The organism is Citrobacter sp. 506 (assembly GCF_050434985.1).
Classification (GTDB): Bacteria; Pseudomonadota; Gammaproteobacteria; order Enterobacterales; family Enterobacteriaceae; genus Citrobacter; species Citrobacter braakii.
Map to the genome: position 1 here is coordinate 154473 of NZ_JBNDJN010000004.1, position 16163 is coordinate 170635.

General features: G+C 52.0%; 17 protein-coding genes. 4 read left to right on the forward strand and 13 right to left on the reverse strand.

What is annotated here, in order from left to right:
- Positions 1-146 precede the first annotated feature (146 nt).
- Positions 147-2435, reverse strand: coding sequence for an FdhF/YdeP family oxidoreductase (locus ABIE10_RS16265; RefSeq protein WP_429156306.1), 2289 nt, complete (start codon positions 2433-2435; stop codon positions 147-149).
- Between the two features lie 218 nt (positions 2436-2653).
- Between ABIE10_RS16265 and yghU the strand changes: the two genes are divergently transcribed.
- Positions 2654-3520 (forward strand): glutathione-dependent disulfide-bond oxidoreductase, encoded by an 867-nt coding sequence (yghU, locus tag ABIE10_RS16270; protein WP_103767113.1) that lies wholly within the window; start codon positions 2654-2656, stop codon positions 3518-3520.
- Between the two features lie 50 nt (positions 3521-3570).
- Here yghU and hybG read toward each other — a convergent pair whose 3' ends face one another.
- The 11 genes from hybG to yghX all read right to left on the reverse strand — a co-directional run bounded on the left by hybG (position 3571) and on the right by yghX (position 13439).
- Positions 3571-3819, reverse strand: a complete 249-nt coding sequence (gene hybG / locus ABIE10_RS16275) for a hydrogenase maturation factor HybG (protein WP_003024459.1) — start codon at positions 3817-3819, stop codon at positions 3571-3573.
- A 30-nt stretch (positions 3820-3849) separates the two neighbouring features.
- Entirely contained in the window at positions 3850-4191 is a 342-nt protein-coding gene (hypA, locus tag ABIE10_RS16280) for a hydrogenase maturation nickel metallochaperone HypA (RefSeq protein ID WP_016157467.1), read from the reverse strand.
- Positions 4184-4672, reverse strand: a complete 489-nt coding sequence (gene hybE / locus ABIE10_RS16285; RefSeq protein ID WP_016154490.1) for a hydrogenase-2 assembly chaperone — start codon at positions 4670-4672, stop codon at positions 4184-4186. Before hybE ends, hypA begins: the two co-directional genes overlap by 8 nt.
- Entirely contained in the window at positions 4665-5159 is a 495-nt protein-coding gene (locus tag ABIE10_RS16290; protein WP_429156308.1) for a HyaD/HybD family hydrogenase maturation endopeptidase, read from the reverse strand. The genes hybE and ABIE10_RS16290 overlap by 8 nt, the downstream gene beginning before the upstream one ends.
- The gene (gene hybC, locus ABIE10_RS16295) at positions 5159-6862 is read right to left on the reverse strand and encodes a hydrogenase 2 large subunit (protein ID WP_003024476.1); all 1704 of its coding nucleotides are present in this window, start codon (positions 6860-6862) and stop codon (positions 5159-5161) included. The genes ABIE10_RS16290 and hybC overlap by 1 nt, the downstream gene beginning before the upstream one ends.
- Positions 6859-8037: a Ni/Fe-hydrogenase cytochrome b subunit gene (hybB, locus tag ABIE10_RS16300; protein ID WP_016154492.1), complete on the reverse strand. Its 1179-nt coding sequence runs from the start codon at positions 8035-8037 to the stop codon at positions 6859-6861. Before hybB ends, hybC begins: the two co-directional genes overlap by 4 nt.
- A complete protein-coding gene (gene hybA, locus ABIE10_RS16305) occupies positions 8027-9013 on the reverse strand; it encodes a hydrogenase 2 operon protein HybA (protein WP_003828357.1) in 987 nt (328 codons plus the stop codon). Before hybA ends, hybB begins: the two co-directional genes overlap by 11 nt.
- 2 nt (positions 9014-9015) lie before the next feature.
- Entirely contained in the window at positions 9016-10134 is a 1119-nt protein-coding gene (hybO, locus tag ABIE10_RS16310; protein ID WP_016154493.1) for a hydrogenase 2 small subunit, read from the reverse strand.
- 189 nt (positions 10135-10323) lie between these two features.
- A complete protein-coding gene (locus ABIE10_RS16315; protein ID WP_016154494.1) occupies positions 10324-10611 on the reverse strand; it encodes a DUF2623 family protein in 288 nt (95 codons plus the stop codon).
- 85 nt (positions 10612-10696) lie between these two features.
- Complete coding sequence (locus ABIE10_RS16320) at positions 10697-12337, reverse strand: methyl-accepting chemotaxis protein (protein WP_429156311.1); 1641 nt, start codon at positions 12335-12337, stop codon at positions 10697-10699.
- 214 nt (positions 12338-12551) lie between these two features.
- Positions 12552-13439: a YghX family hydrolase gene (gene yghX, locus ABIE10_RS16325; RefSeq protein ID WP_046276177.1), complete on the reverse strand. Its 888-nt coding sequence runs from the start codon at positions 13437-13439 to the stop codon at positions 12552-12554.
- A gap of 155 nt (positions 13440-13594) precedes the next feature.
- Here yghX and ABIE10_RS16330 point away from each other — a divergent pair, with 155 nt between their 5' ends.
- Complete coding sequence (locus ABIE10_RS16330; RefSeq protein ID WP_016154497.1) at positions 13595-14635, forward strand: aldo/keto reductase; 1041 nt, start codon at positions 13595-13597, stop codon at positions 14633-14635.
- 68 nt (positions 14636-14703) lie between these two features.
- Here the strand turns inward: ABIE10_RS16330 and ABIE10_RS16335 are convergent, their stop codons facing one another.
- Positions 14704-15207 carry an ESA_00282 family adhesion-associated protein gene (locus tag ABIE10_RS16335; RefSeq protein ID WP_016154498.1) on the reverse strand — a complete coding sequence of 168 codons (504 nt, stop codon included), beginning with the start codon at positions 15205-15207 and terminating at the stop codon, positions 14704-14706.
- Between the two features lie 104 nt (positions 15208-15311).
- On the opposite strand from ABIE10_RS16335, the gene ABIE10_RS16340 reads away from it, so the two are divergent.
- Both ABIE10_RS16340 and ABIE10_RS16345 read left to right on the forward strand, forming a co-directional pair.
- A complete protein-coding gene (locus ABIE10_RS16340; protein ID WP_200108131.1) occupies positions 15312-15716 on the forward strand; it encodes a hypothetical protein in 405 nt (134 codons plus the stop codon).
- A gap of 1 nt (position 15717) precedes the next feature.
- Positions 15718-16125, forward strand: a complete 408-nt coding sequence (locus tag ABIE10_RS16345; RefSeq protein WP_016154500.1) for a hypothetical protein — start codon at positions 15718-15720, stop codon at positions 16123-16125.
- Positions 16126-16163 lie beyond the last annotated feature (38 nt).

The following is a 16163-nucleotide window of genomic DNA, read 5'->3' on the forward strand; positions in this document are numbered from 1 at the left end:
ACCTCAAAACAATACAGCCTGAGCAGGTTGGCGTGAATTTTTCGCTCTGATTGCCTGCTCTGCGACACTAACCGGACAGAGGTCGACATCATCATACACCTCAACGCAGCGGCTGGCGCTCAGAGGCGAAAAATTCGCAGCAGGAACTACGCTTTTGTCACGGTGACCGGTACGCTTTTATATGCCGGAGTCAAACTTTGTGTGTCCACCGCATCCAGCGAAAGCAGGACATTCGCTTCTGGCAGATAAGCGCCTATTGAGCCCACCGCCATGTTGTAAATCACCACCGTCAAGCCGCACATAATGCGATCCGCACAGGGCTGGCCGCTGTCGTCCAGCGCCTGAACGTTGACCACATCTCCCTGGCTCAGACCGCGAGTCGCCGCTTCTTCAGCGCTTAAAAACACCACATCCCGACGACCGGTAATGCCACGGTAGCGATCGTTCATACCATAAATAGTGGTGTTGTATTGATCGTGGCTGCGCAGCGTCGCCAGAACCAGTGCATCGGCAGGCTGATTTTCTCGCTCTACCGCCCGCTGATGGCTGACGATAAAGTTGGCTTTACCATTCGCCGTTCGCCATTCACGGCGCGAAGCGGGCGTATCCATACGAAATCCGCCCGGCTCGGCAATACGGGCATTGTAATCGTGGAACGCCGGGATCACGGCTTCAATGGCGTCACGGATCAGCGCGTAGTCCCCGGTTAACGCTTCCCAGTTGATCGGCGAAAGCGGCAGAGTGGCGTGTGCCATGCCCGCCACAATCGCGGGTTCCGATTTTAACCAGCGGGAAGCTGGCTTCAGCGCGCCGCAGGAAGCGTGGACCATCGACATCGAGTCTTCGACGGTCACCGACTGGATCCCCGTCGCCTGAATGTCGCGCTCCGTTCGACCTAATGCAGGCAGCAGGTAATTATGCTTTGCCAGCAGCAAATGCGATCTGTTCAGCTTGGTCGCAACATGGACCTGCAGATCCAAATTTTTCATCGCCGCAAAGGTACGCTGCGGCTGCGGCATCGCCACCGCCAGATTGCCACCCATGCAAATGAGCGCTTTTGCCTCTCCCCGTTCGATGGCCCGAATACTCTCCACGCTGGAGCGGCCATGTTTGCGCGGCACACGGATAGAAAAATGCGTCTCCAGGCGTTGCAGGAAGTCTTCGGATGCCGCTTCATTGATCCCCACGGAACGGTCGCCTTGCACGTTAGAATGACCGCGCAACGGGCAGATCCCCGCCCCAGGCTTACCCACATTGCCTTTCAGCAGCAGCAGGTTTACCAGTTGCTGGACGTTCTCAGTACCGTTTTTATGCTGGGTGATGCCCAGACCATAACAAATAATAGTGGCACGAGATTTACTGTAGCTGTGCGCCAGGTCTTCCATCTGACTGCGCGTCAGGCCCGAGTCCTGTTCTAGCTCCGCCCAGTTATGCTGACGTAAGTCCTCATACAGCGCTGCATATCCAGCGGTATGCTCATCGATAAACGCATGATCGAGTGTCGGTTGCTGATCCAGTAAGATCCGCGCTTCATCCATTTCGATCAGCGCCTTCATGATGCCTTTCAGCAGCGAGGCGTCACCGCCCATTTTTACCTGGTAGTAGTCGTTGCTCAGCTGCGTCGACTGACCGGTGAACATCTCTTTCGGGCTTTGCGGGAAACTAAAGCGCTCAAGCCCCCTTTCGTTCAGCGGATTGATAGAGATAATTTTAGCCCCGCGTTTGGCAACGTCGCGTAAGGTGGTCAGCATACGTGGATGATTAGTGCCAGGGTTATGCCCGATACAAATCACCAGATCGCAATGGTCAAAATCGTCAAGTTCAACGGTCCCTTTTCCAAGGCCAATGGCCGGCGTTAGCCCTGCGCTGGTCGGTCCGTGGCACATGTTTGAGCAATCAGGAAAGTTGCTGCTGCCATATTCGCGGGCAAAAAGCTGATACAGGAACGCCGCTTCATTTGACGTTCTGCCGGAGGTGTAAAACTCAACCTGCTGGGGTGAATCATAGCTGCGCAGACGCTCGCCTATCTCCTGGAAGGCGATATCCCAATCCACCGCCTGCCAGGTATCTGATGCTGCATCGTATTTCATCGGATGCGTCAAACGACCGATATTTTCCAGCTCATAATCGCTGTAGTGCCAGAGTGTGGAAACCGGGTGACGGCTGAAAAATTCCGGTGACGCTTTTTTACTGGTTGTCTCCCAGGAGACCGCCTTAACGCCATTTTCGCACAGCTCCATTGGCGCACGGTGCCCTGGGTCCGGCCACGCACAGCCCGGACAGTCGAACCCTTTCACCTGGTTCATTTTGAACATCGCGATAATGTCGCGGGCGACAGCCTTTTGCGAAAACACCGAAGCAGTGACGGCTTTTACCGCGCCCCACCCACCCGCCGGGCCCTGATAACCGCTTACTCCTGGAACACCATTTTTCATTATTACTGCTTATTCACCGCCAATTTTTAATGGCGAATACGGTAGCAATTTCCGTCCAACATTGATTTCCTCTTCATGGAGTACGGAGCGGGTACAATGAACGGGTTAGATTTATCTTCCCCTTTCAGCACAAAGCGACATAAAGTTCCAATCTGTTAAATTGAGTTCTACCTAACTGCTACACTGCATCAACACAACCACTCAGAAGGCAGGTCAATATGTCAGACAATACCTATCAGCCCGCGAAAGTCTGGACGTGGGAAAAATCGAACGGGGGCGCATTCGCCAATATCAATCGCCCGGTTTCCGGAGCCACCCACGAGAAAACGCTGCCGGTTGGCAAACATCCGCTGCAGCTCTATTCGCTGGGTACGCCAAACGGGCAGAAAGTGACGATTATGCTGGAGGAGTTGCTGGCGCAGGGGGTGAAGGGCGCGGAATACGATGCCTGGATTATCCGCATTGGCGATGGCGATCAGTTTTCCAGCGGCTTTGTTGAGGTGAATCCGAACTCGAAGATCCCGGCGCTACGCGATCACTCGCAAAACCCACCAGTTCGCGTATTCGAATCTGGCGCAATCCTGCTCTATCTGGCGGAAAAATATGGTTATTTCCTGCCGCAGGATTTGGCAAAACGCACCGAAACGCTGAACTGGTTGTTCTGGTTACAAGGCGCAGCACCGTTCCTCGGCGGAGGCTTTGGCCACTTCTATAACTATGCTCCGGTTAAAATTGAGTACGCTATCAATCGCTTCACCATGGAAGCCAAGCGCTTACTCGACGTGCTGGATAAACAATTGGCGCAACATCAGTTTGTGGCCGGAGATGAATACACCATTGCCGATATGGCGGTCTGGCCATGGTTTGGCAATGTGGTTCTGGGCAACGTCTACGACGCAGCAGAGTTCCTTGACGCAGGAAGCTACGCGCACGTACAACGCTGGGCAAAAGAGATTGCAGCGCGTCCGGCGGTTAAGCGTGGTCGTATTGTAAACCGCACTAACGGACCGCTGAACGAGCAGCTTCATGAACGCCATGACGCCAGCGACTTCGATACCCAGACCGAAGATAAGCGCCAGAACTAAAATAAATTGCCGGATGGCAACCGCTATCCGGCAATTTCATTCAGGATTTGTCACGCGCTGGTGACGTCGTACTCCATGCGGCGAAGTGCGTCTAACGTGGCTTTAGCTTCATCTTCATCAATGATGCTCATGGCGAACCCTACGTGCACCAGCACCCATTGCCCGACCAGCTCAGCTGTATCACCTTCACAAATCAGGGCAATATTGACATCACGTTTGATGCCGCACACTTCAACCTGCGCAAGCTGGTGAATATCTTCACCAACGGCCAGAACCTGACCAGGGACTCCAATACACATATCTGACTCCGCCCCATAGCAACCTATGGGTTATTCGACTTCAATACTTTTCACTTTCAGTGAATCGCCAGCATCAACCCGCAGGCGATCGCCCTGACATTGTGGACACTGCGCATCATGCTGGGTGATTTCCACAACCTGACTGCAATCCCAGCACCATGCCTGGGCTGGCTTGTAATCAATATGCAGCTCACAACCCTGAGCCAGCGTCCCCTGACAGACGATGTCGAAACTGAAACGAACGGCGCTCTCTTCAACGCAGGAGAGCGCCCCGATTTCCAGCCAAACACCGGTTACACGTTTGACACCGTGCTGCTCTGCCTGCTGTTGAACAATCTCAACCGCGCTCTGACAAAGGGACAGCTCATGCATTTTCGCAGTTCCGACGACCCAGCAGCAACGCGCGGCGATTTAGCTGCGGCGCATTCGGATCGCTAACCGGTAGCGATAACAGCATTCGCGCGCAATCGTCAGTCAGACGCATGCCTTCTTGCGCCGACATACTGTGCGAAAGCGGCGACATCAATGAGCAGGAAAGGTATTGCGATACGCCCTCCAGTTCACCAACGGTAAAGGTCATCTCGCCATACGGCAGACGCAGTCCGATTTTTTCGCTGACTTTACGCACCGGCCAGATCTGGTCCGGTCCGGGGAAAATCAGTGCGCTGAGCATCCAGGGCGTGATAACACACCCCGTCCACTGTCCTTCAAACAACGTAAATTCAGAGACATATACCGGCATGTTCGGATGCAGGAAAGAGAGATCGTGCATTGAACGCCGGGCAACCTCTTCAAACGCTGCCTGAATTTGCATCTTCGGGGCCGTCTGAAAACCGACAAACTCCTCAGACATGAGCCGCCTCCCGCGGGATCGCTTCAACACCTGATTCGCGAAGCGCGGCAAGAACCTGCTCAAGCGCAGGTTCAATCATCGCTTCAACCGTTGGCGTTAGTCCGATATGCGGCTCCAGCGATTCCGGAATAACACCGACTAACGTCAGCTTTTTCGGAAACTCGCCGGTGAAACGCAGGGCCGACAATACGTCGGCCAGACCAAGCTGGTGCGGTGAGATTTTGTTGGTAAACAGCGCCGGGATCTCTTCATCCCGCAGGACCATCATCGTTCCTGGCGTGTTTTTCTTCGACACAATGGCGTCAGTAATGATCAGATGATCTCTGTTCGCCATATCACCGAGAAGCTCCATCCCAGCCGTACCACCGTCCAGAACATCAACAAAGTCTGGCAGGACGTACCGTTGTTCTAATGCTTCAACGATACGTACCCCGATGGCTTCGTCGGTCAGCAAAATATTGCCGACCCCTAAGACTAATATCCGCATTACAGAACCTTAACTGAGACCACTTCGTTCCCATCAACGTCCACCACATGCACCGCACATGACATACAAGGGTCGAAGGAGTGAATGGTACGAACCACTTCCAGCGGTTTGTTTGGATCGGCAATCGGCGTACCTACCAGCGAGCGCTCATACGGTCCCACTTCATCATTAAAGTTACGTGGGCCAGAGTTCCAGGTTGACGGTACTACCGCCTGGTAGTTGCTGATAATGCCATCTTTGATCACCATCCAGTGAGACAGCATACCGCGCGGCGCTTCGAGGAAACCGACACCTTTAAATTCACCCGTTGCCGGGATATCCGGTTTCACGAAGGTGGTGTGGTCGCCTTTGCCGATGTTCACAATCAGCGCGTTGTACTGATCCTGCAGAACGTTCTGCAGTTCACAGCAGTGAACGGTACGGCCAATAATACGGCCCAACGTAGAGTGCAGCTGTGACACTTCGATAGTTTTACCGGTCAGCTTGGTGTAAATCGCGATGATTTCATTCAGCTTGGCATGGGTAGACTCGCGTTTGGCCGCCAGTTTACACAGCATGTTGGCCAACGGACCCACTTCAACCGTTTTACCGTAGAAGGTCGGTGCTTTAACCCAGGAGTACTTGCCGTCATCTGACCAACCGGTGTAATCAGGAACCGTTGTGCCTTCCCACGGAGCCTGCGGCGCTTCGTCTTTGTACCACGCGTGTTTCGCACTCTCCTGAATCCCTTTGATCAGGTACTCATCGGAGTGAGAGGTGATCGGACGATAGGTCGACAGATCTTCATTGGTGATGTAACCACCCGGGAACAGGAAGCTGCCGTTTTTACCGTCAGTCGGGAATTCCGGTGCGCTCAGATAGTTAACCGCACCTTGACCACGTTCCAGCCACTCAGGGTAAAACGCAGCAATAACCGCGGTATCAACCTTGTAAACCTGCTCAACGAAGTCGCTCAGCTTATCGATAAAGGACTTGATATACATCAGGCGCTCAAGGTTCAGCACGCCAAGGCCGTCGAGGTTAATTGGGTTAGCAACCCCGCCTACCGCCAGGTTCTGAATGTGCGGCGTTTTACCGCCCAACAGCGCCACAACACGGTTAGCATCACGCTGGCATTCCAGCGCCTGCAGGTAGTGAGCGACCGCAATCAGGTTCACTTCTGGCGGCAGCTGCATCGCCGGGTGACCCCAGCAACCGTTGGCAAAAATGCCTAACTGACCGCTGGCAACAAGGTCTTTGATCTTGTTCTGAACCTTAGTGAACTCTTCTGCGCTGTTCAGGTGCCAGGAGGACACGCCGTTCAGCATGGCAGACGCTTTCGCTGGATCTGCTTTCAGTGCAGAGGTGATATCCACCCAGTCCAGCGCAGAGAGCTGATAGAAGTGAACAATGTGGTCATGCGTAGTGTGCGCGGCCAGAATGATGTTACGGATATACTGTGCGTTCACCGGAACATCAATATTCAGCGCGCTTTCTGCTGCACGAACGGAAGAGATAGCGTGAGTGGTAGTACAAACGCCACAGATACGCTGCACAATCATCCAGGCATCGCGCGGATCGCGATTTTTCACGATCTCTTCCATGCCGCGCCACATGGTACCGGAAGCCCATGCTTTAGATACCACGCCATTTTCGATTTCGCAGTCGATGCGTAAATGACCCTCAATACGGGTTACCGGATCAATAGTAATTCTCTGGCTCATGCTTTGCTCGCCTCATGACGATTTTGATCGTTTTGTTTTAAAGGAGGAAGTATCGGCAGTAGACGAATGAGTACGATGTATGCACAAATCTCAATAGCCACAAAACCAATAGAAATCAACAGTTCTTCCCAGGTCGGGAAGTAGTGGTAGCCACCACCAGGATTGAACGCCACCAGCGAATAGGACAGACGCCATGTCGCACAACCCAGCAATGCGCTCAGCGCAGACAGATACAACATGCGCGAGTCGTTACGCAGCTTAGTGACGCGCAGCACCACCAGCGGGAAGACCATCAGCACGACTTCAATCCAGAACATCAGGGAGTAAAGATCGCCTGAGAACGCATAGGACAGCTTGTCGCGATAGATCAGTTCGCCAAAGCGCAGAACCACGAAAATCGCCAACAGCACGCTGATGGTATTCGTCAGCTTGATGAACAAACTTTTCTCGTCCGGACCATTACCTTTCAGCCCGGCTTGTACCAACGAGCCTTCGAAGATGACGATCGAGAAGCCCATAATAAAAGCGGTTAATACGGAGAAAAGCGGCAACATTTCATAAGCTTGCCATAGCGGATGCACCTTATAGCCCGCAGATATCATCAATGAACCCATTGAAGACTGGTGCATAGTTGGCAGCAGCGCGCCAAGGGCAATAATAAAGAACATCACTTTATTCAAACGTTTGAGAGAGACTTTCCACCCCAGACGTTCAAACAGAGCCGGAGCAAATTCCAGCGCCATGATGCCGATATAGATGGTCATACAGACCGCCGTTTCGAACAGTACCGAGTTCACGTTGAAGTGGCCCGGAATGTAGAAATACGGCAGGTTCCAGTAACGACCGACGTCAATGGTGATCGACAGACCACCCAGCGAGTAGCCAAACAGACTCGCCAGCAGCGCCGGACGTACCAGCGGATGGTATTGTCCTCTGTTGAAAACATACACCGCCCACGCCAGCGCCCAGCCACCGCACGCGAAGCCGGTACCAATCAGCAGGTCAAACGCGATCCATACACCCCATGGGAAACCGCCGTTCAGATCGGAGACTGAGCCCAATCCGAAGACCAGACGTTTCACGATCAGGAGCATACACAGGACGATAAGCGGCCCAAAAATAATGACCGGTTTGCTGATTATTTTTCCGCCCAGCGGTTTAGGATCATGACTCATGATCGTCTCCTCCATCGTGATGGTCGTTTTTCGTGTTACGACGAACCAGCACGGTTAAGCCCGCCAGCGCAGCCAGGGGTAATATCATGCCCTTGTACAAGGAATGTTGAACATGTTCGGAACGCGCACCGGTTGAAAGATCATCCAGTTTTGGCAGATCCAAATCCTCGTAAGGAACGCCCGTCAGTACCATAACCTGTGTACCACCACCCTCTTTCTCGCCGTACAGATGGGGGTAATACTTCGGTACCGTATGCAGATAGGTATCGCCTGCTTTCACCGTCTGACGCGGATAGTGGTATTCGCTGCCAGGCTTCAGCGCGAGACGTTTTTTCGCCTCAGCCATCAGCTCTTCACGCGTACCAAAAATCACCGCACCGGCAGGGCACACTTCAACACAACCCGGTAAACCGCCTTTGTCCAGACGCTCAACACCTTTCTGGTTACACAGTTCACATTTGTGAAGCGCACCAAACGGGTTGTTGTAGTCATACTTAGGCACATTGTACGGGCAGGCGACCATGCAGTAACGACAGCCCGTGCAAACATCTTTGTCATAGTGGACGATGCCAGTTTTCGGATCTTTCTTCAGCGCGGAGACCGGGCAAACGGAGACGCAGTTCGGATCGACACAGTGCATGCACTGCTTCTTAATGTATGCGTAGCCGTTTTCTTCCTGGTCTTTGTTGACGCCTGTTCCGCTACGCCACACCTGGATGATGTTATTGGTATACGGTGACAGTTTGTCGTTGTTCGACCAAGTCTGCTCGCCTTCCGGGTTACGCGCCGGGAAGTTGATATCCTGACACTTGGTGACACAGGCCTGGCAGCCTACGCACAGCGTCGAGTCATAGAGCATCCCAAGAGAACCAGGGATCGGCGGACGGTTTTCTGCAGCCGCATGGCTGATGGACGGCGCAGCGCCCAACAGCAATGCCCCGCTGGAGGCTGCTTTAATAAAGTTACGTCTGTTCACGGTTATTCTCCCCGTGAGTCAGCGTTATCTTTCTTCTGCTGACGCCCCAGTTCACGAACCGCCATCACGCTGACACCGGCAACCAGTCCTACTACGCCACCAAGCAGCCCAATCGCCCCGGCAGAAATATTGCCGCCTTCTTTCATATTGACGTCAGGTTTCTCGGAACGCGGTGTTTGGTTTTCCACATGAGCAAGCTGGTGAATACCTTTATGGAAACCGACACCTTCTTCGTTACAGCCGTAGCAAGGGTGACCGATAGCCACCGGCCACACGCCGCCAACATCGCAGAATTGCAGCGTTGAGCAGTTGCCGTAGGTTTCTGGTCCTTTACAGCCCAGATGGTAGAGGCACCAGCCTTCACGGTGACCTTCATCGCCAAACTCTTTAGCAAAACGACCTGCATCGAAGTGCGGGCGACGTTCGCAGTGTTCGTGAATCAAACGACCATAGGCAAATGTCGGACGGTTTTTGGTATCCAGCTTCGGCGGCTTACCGTAAGTGATGATATGCGCGACCGTTGCAAGGAAGTTGTGCGGGTTCGGAGGACAGCCGGGGATGTTGATGATGGTTTTGCCTGGCAGAACTTCCTGCAAGCCGACGGCCCCCGTTGGGTTAACGCCAGCAGCAGCAACACCACCCCACGCGGCACAAGAGCCGATGGCAATGATAGCGGCAGCGCCTTCTGCGGCCCGGCGGATGTGATCTACGATCGGCTCACCGGCAACCATGCAGTAAATACCATTGTCTTTAAGTGGGATAGAACCATCTACAACCAAAACATATTGCCCTTTGTACTTCTCCAGAGCGTTATGTTTATTCTCTTCGACCTGGTGGCCGAAGGCGGCAGAGAGTACCTCATGGTATTCCAGAGAGATTGTCTCCAGAACGAGGTTTTCCACTGTAGGGTGTGTCGCGCGAAGTAGCGATTCAGTACAACCCGTACACTCCTGCGCACCAATCCAGATAACCGGTGGACGCTGAGGACGAGAAACTGATTCGGCCATTTCTGCGGCGGCTTTGCTACTGAGCCCCATGGTAGCGGCCAGTGCTGCACAAAGCTTCATGAAATCACGGCGATTGATGCCGTTCGAATTGATGAGAGAGTTATCTCCAGTCATTTTATAGTTATTCCGTTGCGAAGACCTGGCTTTTATTTTGCACCTTTCGCATGTTGCATATTGCGATCGGCGCGCCATTTACCACACTTTTTATATGGTTATGTGCATTATAATACTTCGGCGGAGCAACAAAACGAAGGCGTAGGTCAATAGTGTAATTAATTAAAGCAAGATAATACCCCTTTCGGATCAAGCTTCGAGACGATAGCCAGCCATGAAAAAACGAATTGTTGTACTGGACTGGTTCTCTTTAAAGAAATCCATAACCATCTCTTTATCCAGCCCATAGCGACGCGTGAGGATCCCCGCTTCCCACGCGCTGAGCTGTCGATCGCCCGTTTTTTCAAACATTCGATGAGAAAACCCCAGCACAAAACCGCGTTTATAATCAGCACAAAAATTGGCCGCCGTGCGTGCGCTATCCGCACTTGACGCGTTTAATCCGGCCATCAAGCCTTTTCCAAAATGGTTGTCCATGCATAACCTCCAATCGCTATATAATAAATTATATAGCGATTTTTTAAGCAAAGACCAGAGGTATCACGTACTTTTTTATGCCCGCTTAAAAGGACACCCATTCATCCTTTTTAGTGGCTGCAGACGTTTTGCTGTCTGCTGAAGGGGAAGCGGTGATGGCGGCGGCGTACTGCACATCGTTTACTGAAAGACGGAACTGTTGTACCGAGCGTTGCAGCTCTTCCGTTTGCCGTTCAAGCGCCACAGCAGCGGCGGAAACTTGCTCTACCAGCGCGGCGTTCTGTTGCGTTACGCTGTCCATCTGCGTGATCGCCACGCTCACCTGCGAGATGCCCTTATTCTGTTCTTCTGAGGCAGAAGCAATTTGCTTCATGATAACGGTCACTTCGGTGGCTCCGCGCAGAATCGCCTCCATGGTTAATCCCGTCTCTTTAACCAGTCGAGCGCCCTGATCGACGCGACGCGACGATTCGCCAATCAGCGTCTCAATCTCTTTCGCCGCCCCGGCGCTACGGCTGGCAAGGTTACGCACCTCACCGGCAACAACGGCAAAACCACGCCCCTGCTCACCTGCTCTGGCAGCTTCAACTGCCGCGTTCAGCGCCAGAATATTGGTCTGGAAGGCAATGCTATTAATAACAGACGTAATTTCCGCGATCTGTTTAGAGCTGGCGGCAATGCCGTCCATCGTCTCAACCACTTCTGAAACCAGGCTGCTCCCTTTACCTGCCGTCTCTGTCGCCGTATCGGCAAGCAGGCTGGCTTCACGCGCGTTTTCGGCGTTCAGTTTTACCGTTGCGGTCAGTTGCTCCATGCTGGCAGCGGTCTCTTCCAGCGCCGCAGCCTGCTCCTCAGTACGCGATGAGAGATCGTTATTGCCGGTGGAAATTTCCGTAGCCCCTCGCCAGATGTTGTCACTACCTGAGCGAATTGTACTGACGGCTTCGCGCAGGCTGTCCTGCATCGCGCACAATAACGGCACCAGTTGGCCCACGCAGTTACGGCCAAAATCTTCGATTGGATGGCTGAGATCGCCCTGAGCAATCTGCTGGAACTGCTGGCGGATACGTCCCAGGGGTTTCACCATCATGGCGACGAGGTAACGATCTGTGAAGAACAGGAGAGCAATACCGAGGATCACGGCGGTAATAATTAGCGTCCGGATGATAGACGTTTTGCCATCGACCATGACGCGCGTGGTATCAAGCCGCTCACCTGCCGTGGCGTTAAAACGTTCGGCACTGGCGCCAAATTCACGGCTCAGCGCTGGCGTAACGGTGCTGGCATGCTCCGCAAAGGCCGTAAGCGTGCCCTGCTGCGCCAGTTGCATTTGCGGAATCACCCCGTTATCCAGCAGCGCCTGCCACTTCGTCAGTACCGCCGCGGCAACGTCCGGATCCATAGGCCCCGGAGACAACGTTTTCATCTCCTGGAGTTTTTTGCTCATATTCTCCAGGGACTGCTGCGCTGGTGCAAAATCAGGCGTTCCGCCGCTCATTTTGACATCCATGGCGCGACTTAAGCGCGTTACGAAGCGAAAATACTGATCGTTTCCCTGACTGAGTACCGTCATCTGATGGACAAGATGACGGTCAATATCATTGCCTTCAGATATTTTTGATAAAGAATGAAGACTGAATAAACCCACGCCCGACCAGAGCAGGCAAAAAAGTCCCAGTATTGCCAACATGACAATACGAATAGTGAAGTTTTTCAGCAAACGCATAATAATTTCCTTGCCGTTGATGAGGAATTCGCCATCAGGCGATACTTATCCTTGTTATCGGCAGGCAACAGAGAAGATATAATGCATTCTTTATTTTTTTACTTTCTTAAGTACATCCAATATTATTTACACTATATCAACATGAATGCTAATGAAATTAGCTAGCATTATTATTCAGATAATTAACCTGAAGCATTAAATAATCCCTTGTTTTCTATCGTAAATATTTGTTAAACCATGCAAGAGTACGCTCCCAGGCCAAATCAGCGGCAGCATTATCATAACGCGGTGTCGAGTCATTATGAAAACCATGATTAACGCCGGGATAGATATATGCCTCATAGACTTTCTTATTGGCTTTGAGCGCCGCTTCATAGGCAGGCCATCCCTCATTAATTCGGGTATCTAATTGCGCATAGTGCAGTAATAAAGGCGCTTTGATTTTAGGGACATCTGATGCAGGAACCTGACGCCCATAAAAAGGCACTGCGCAGGCCAGTTCAGGAAAAGCAACGGCTGCGGCGTTCGACACGCCGCCACCGTAGCAAAATCCGGTGATACCCACCTTTCCCGTCGCGCCTGAATAACGCTGCATAAATTCAATGGCGGCAAAGAAGTCGTTCATCAGCTTTACGGGGTCAACCTGCTGCTGCAACTCCCGACCTTTATCATCATTGCCAGGATAGCCCCCCACTGAACTTAATCCATCAGGCGCGAGTGCAATATAGCCCGCCTTCGCCACCCGCCGTGCCACATCCTCAATATACGGATTCAGCCCACGATTCTCATGTACCACCACTACCGCCGAAACTTTCCCCGTCGCTTTCGCAGGTTTAACCAGATACCCACGCACATCACCATGCCCTTCAGGTGAAGGATAAGTCATGTATTCCGCCAGGATATCAGGATCGGTGAACTCCACCTGCGTTGCGAGGGCATAATTGGGTTTCAATACATTGAATAATGCCAGCGCCGTCATACCACCAACAGCATATTTCGCAGCAAGATTGAGAAACTCGCGTTTCGTTATTTTGCCATGAGCGTAATAGTCATAGTAGTCGAGCAATTCTTGCGGAAAGTCTTTGGCAGTTAGACGCGACATGGCAGCACTCCGGATCGATGTTTTTTTAAGCAAAGCACAGTGGTCTGTTTTTGCCCAGTTTTTCATTCCAGTGTGACCTGGTGAACGGGATATTCACCATGAACCCGCTAGAATAGAAACGTTGTTTCGAAATTCACCTGCACTAAGGAGATCTCATGGACTGGTTTGCCAATCCTGAACGTTACGAGCAGATGCTCTATCGCTACTGCGGGCGCAGCGGTTTACGTTTACCCGCGCTATCACTGGGTTTGTGGCACAGTTTTGGGCACGTTCAGGCGCTGGATTCACAGCGCGCTCTGCTGCGTAAAGCATTTGATTTAGGCATCACGCATTTTGATTTAGCCAATAACTACGGGCCGCCTCCGGGCAGCGCAGAAGAGAATTTTGGCCGATTATTGCGCGAGGATTTTGCACACTATCGTGATGAACTGATCATCTCCACCAAGGCAGGCTATGACATGTGGCCAGGGCCATACGGTTCTGGCGGTTCGCGAAAATACCTGCTCGCCAGCCTCGACCAGAGCCTGAAGCGCATGGGCCTCGACTATGTCGATATCTTCTACTCGCACCGCGTTGACGAAAATACGCCAATGGAAGAGACCGCCTCAGCGCTGGCCCATGCGGTGCAAAGCGGTAAAGCGCTGTATGTCGGCATCTCATCCTATTCCCCGGAGCGTACGCAGAAAATGGCCGAGCTGATGCGGGAATGGAAAATTCCGCTGCTGATCCACCAGCCTTCTTACAACCTGCTTAACCGTTGGGTAGACAGCAGCGGTCTGCTGGATACGCTGGAATCCAACGGCATGGGCTGCATCGCATTTACGCCGCTGGCCCAGGGGCTGCTGACGGGGAAATACCTCAACGGCATTCCGGAAGGTTCACGCATGCAGCGTGAAGGGAAAAAAGTTCGTGGGCTGACGGAAAATATGCTGACGGAAGAAAACCTTAACAGCCTGCGTTTGCTCAATGAAATGGCGCAACAGCGCGGACAGTCGATGGCGCAAATGGCCTTAAGCTGGCTGCTGAAAGACAACCGGGTGACGTCGGTATTAATTGGCGCCAGCCGACCGGAGCAACTGGAGGAGAACGTTCAGGCGTTGGCTAACCTGACGTTCAGCGCCGAAGAACTGGCGCAGATCGATAAGCATGTCGCGGATGGTAAACTGAACCTGTGGCAGGCCTCATCTGACAAATAGCCGTTTGTAACTCTGTGCCGGGAAGCGGCGTTAGCCTCCCCGGCACGTAACAGGGCCAGCCAATCCCTTCACACCTCTTCCGCTTTGATCTCTGGACGTTGAAATTCCGGCCACACCAGCGCGACAAGCGCAGGATAAGCCTCCAGACTGAACTCCCTGAAGCACTGGCGTAAGTTAAGCACATCCAGATCGGCATGCGGGACTTTCTCACCGCTCAGACAGCGCTTTTTTATATTGTCGTAATATTTATACACCGCAGAGTTGAGATCGCTACAACGCCGCTGTGCATCAAATAGCCCTGGCGTCTCATTTAGCTCCACCATAGTCATCCGCTTGATCGTGGAGTGGATAAAATCGATATATTCGTGATTAACGCGCCAATACCATACTGGGGTAATCGAATTCATCAGTACCGAAAAATGATCTTCCCCCTCTTCTTTACTCAGCATTTCCGGCTGGTTTTCAGAGTGCCCATTTTCTGCATATCGGTTTTTATTTGCACTGCGCATCAACAAAAGTACCCCGCAGGTAAGCAATAGCAGGGTAATAACAGAATAAAATATACTGTTCATATACTGGCTCCATTTTTTTTGATTTTAAAATTACGCCATGCTATTGTCAACGCAGCCTGGTTTATTTAGAACAACATATCATTGGCATCAAAGGATATTTCAACATGCTTCCCGAGCATCTTGTTCCCTCGCGTTTTCACTTATCCAGCTCATCTACTAATACCCGTCCCACAGATAATAGTGAAAATTTGACTCAGGGAAAGAGAACATTAAGCGATTACGAACCCGATATTTTGATTAGCTCTACAGCTAACGGCCAGGCGCGCAATATGTTATTTGAAGAGTGCGATCGCCATTTAAAAGAGCGCCTGTTTCGTGCCGCAAAAATTGAGTCCTTCACTCGCCTGCTCAATTCACTACAAGCGGAAGGCGACATTAACGCTCAAGAATTAAGTAAAATTTTATCGACAATAACAGCCAGCGTAAATGAACAGGGCAATAAAATTTGGCTTAATTTAATTACGCGTGAGACCAGCGATCCTATTTTTTATTCTCTGGAAGAGAAATAAAATGAAAGATGTTGAGGATAATAATGTTTATTTGGCTTTAGATGACCATAAAAGCGATGAGTTTGTCTTAAAGCAAAATTTGGCCGTATTGATTGCCAATAAAAATGCGACGTTGGAAAGCGTTGCCCAGGAGATGGTCTCTATTCCCGCCGCGCTGGTGCGGATGAAATGGCAAAATCGTCGCGAAATTTATGCGCTACAGGCTAAAGAAGAGATCTATGGCGCCGCGATTGAAGCCATTATGGAGCAGCAACCAGAACTACGGGACAAAATCATGGCCCGGCTGGAGAGCACATACCAGCATATACTCAAGCGAGAAACAGCCACCTTACGCCTGACGCGTAAACTGTCGGAAGGGAACTACGAACCCACCAGGATAACGGCAGTCGCACTGGATGAGGACAGATAAGGGCGTGTGGGGAGAGTTAAATCAGGAGAGGAAGGCCG

What these genes read in the sequence shown, in the direction of transcription:
- ABIE10_RS16265 (WP_429156306.1), bottom strand. Translation starts at nt 2,435, where the DNA reads ATGAAAAATGGTGTTCCAGGAGTAAGCGGTTATCAGGGCCCGGCGGGT.
- yghU (WP_103767113.1), top strand. Translation starts at nt 2,654, where the DNA reads ATGTCAGACAATACCTATCAGCCCGCGAAAGTCTGGACGTGGGAAAAA.
- hybG (WP_003024459.1), bottom strand. Translation starts at nt 3,819, where the DNA reads ATGTGTATTGGAGTCCCTGGTCAGGTTCTGGCCGTTGGTGAAGATATT.
- hypA (WP_016157467.1), bottom strand. Translation starts at nt 4,191, where the DNA reads ATGCATGAGCTGTCCCTTTGTCAGAGCGCGGTTGAGATTGTTCAACAG.
- hybE (WP_016154490.1), bottom strand. Translation starts at nt 4,672, where the DNA reads ATGTCTGAGGAGTTTGTCGGTTTTCAGACGGCCCCGAAGATGCAAATT.
- ABIE10_RS16290 (WP_429156308.1), bottom strand. Translation starts at nt 5,159, where the DNA reads ATGCGGATATTAGTCTTAGGGGTCGGCAATATTTTGCTGACCGACGAA.
- hybC (WP_003024476.1), bottom strand. Translation starts at nt 6,862, where the DNA reads ATGAGCCAGAGAATTACTATTGATCCGGTAACCCGTATTGAGGGTCAT.
- hybB (WP_016154492.1), bottom strand. Translation starts at nt 8,037, where the DNA reads ATGAGTCATGATCCTAAACCGCTGGGCGGAAAAATAATCAGCAAACCG.
- hybO (WP_016154493.1), bottom strand. Translation starts at nt 10,134, where the DNA reads ATGACTGGAGATAACTCTCTCATCAATTCGAACGGCATCAATCGCCGT.
- ABIE10_RS16315 (WP_016154494.1), bottom strand. Translation starts at nt 10,611, where the DNA reads ATGGACAACCATTTTGGAAAAGGCTTGATGGCCGGATTAAACGCGTCA.
- ABIE10_RS16320 (WP_429156311.1), bottom strand. Translation starts at nt 12,337, where the DNA reads ATGCGTTTGCTGAAAAACTTCACTATTCGTATTGTCATGTTGGCAATA.
- yghX (WP_046276177.1), bottom strand. Translation starts at nt 13,439, where the DNA reads ATGTCGCGTCTAACTGCCAAAGACTTTCCGCAAGAATTGCTCGACTAC.
- ABIE10_RS16330 (WP_016154497.1), top strand. Translation starts at nt 13,595, where the DNA reads ATGGACTGGTTTGCCAATCCTGAACGTTACGAGCAGATGCTCTATCGC.
- ABIE10_RS16335 (WP_016154498.1), bottom strand. Translation starts at nt 15,207, where the DNA reads ATGAACAGTATATTTTATTCTGTTATTACCCTGCTATTGCTTACCTGC.
- ABIE10_RS16340 (WP_200108131.1), top strand. Translation starts at nt 15,312, where the DNA reads ATGCTTCCCGAGCATCTTGTTCCCTCGCGTTTTCACTTATCCAGCTCA.
- ABIE10_RS16345 (WP_016154500.1), top strand. Translation starts at nt 15,718, where the DNA reads ATGAAAGATGTTGAGGATAATAATGTTTATTTGGCTTTAGATGACCAT.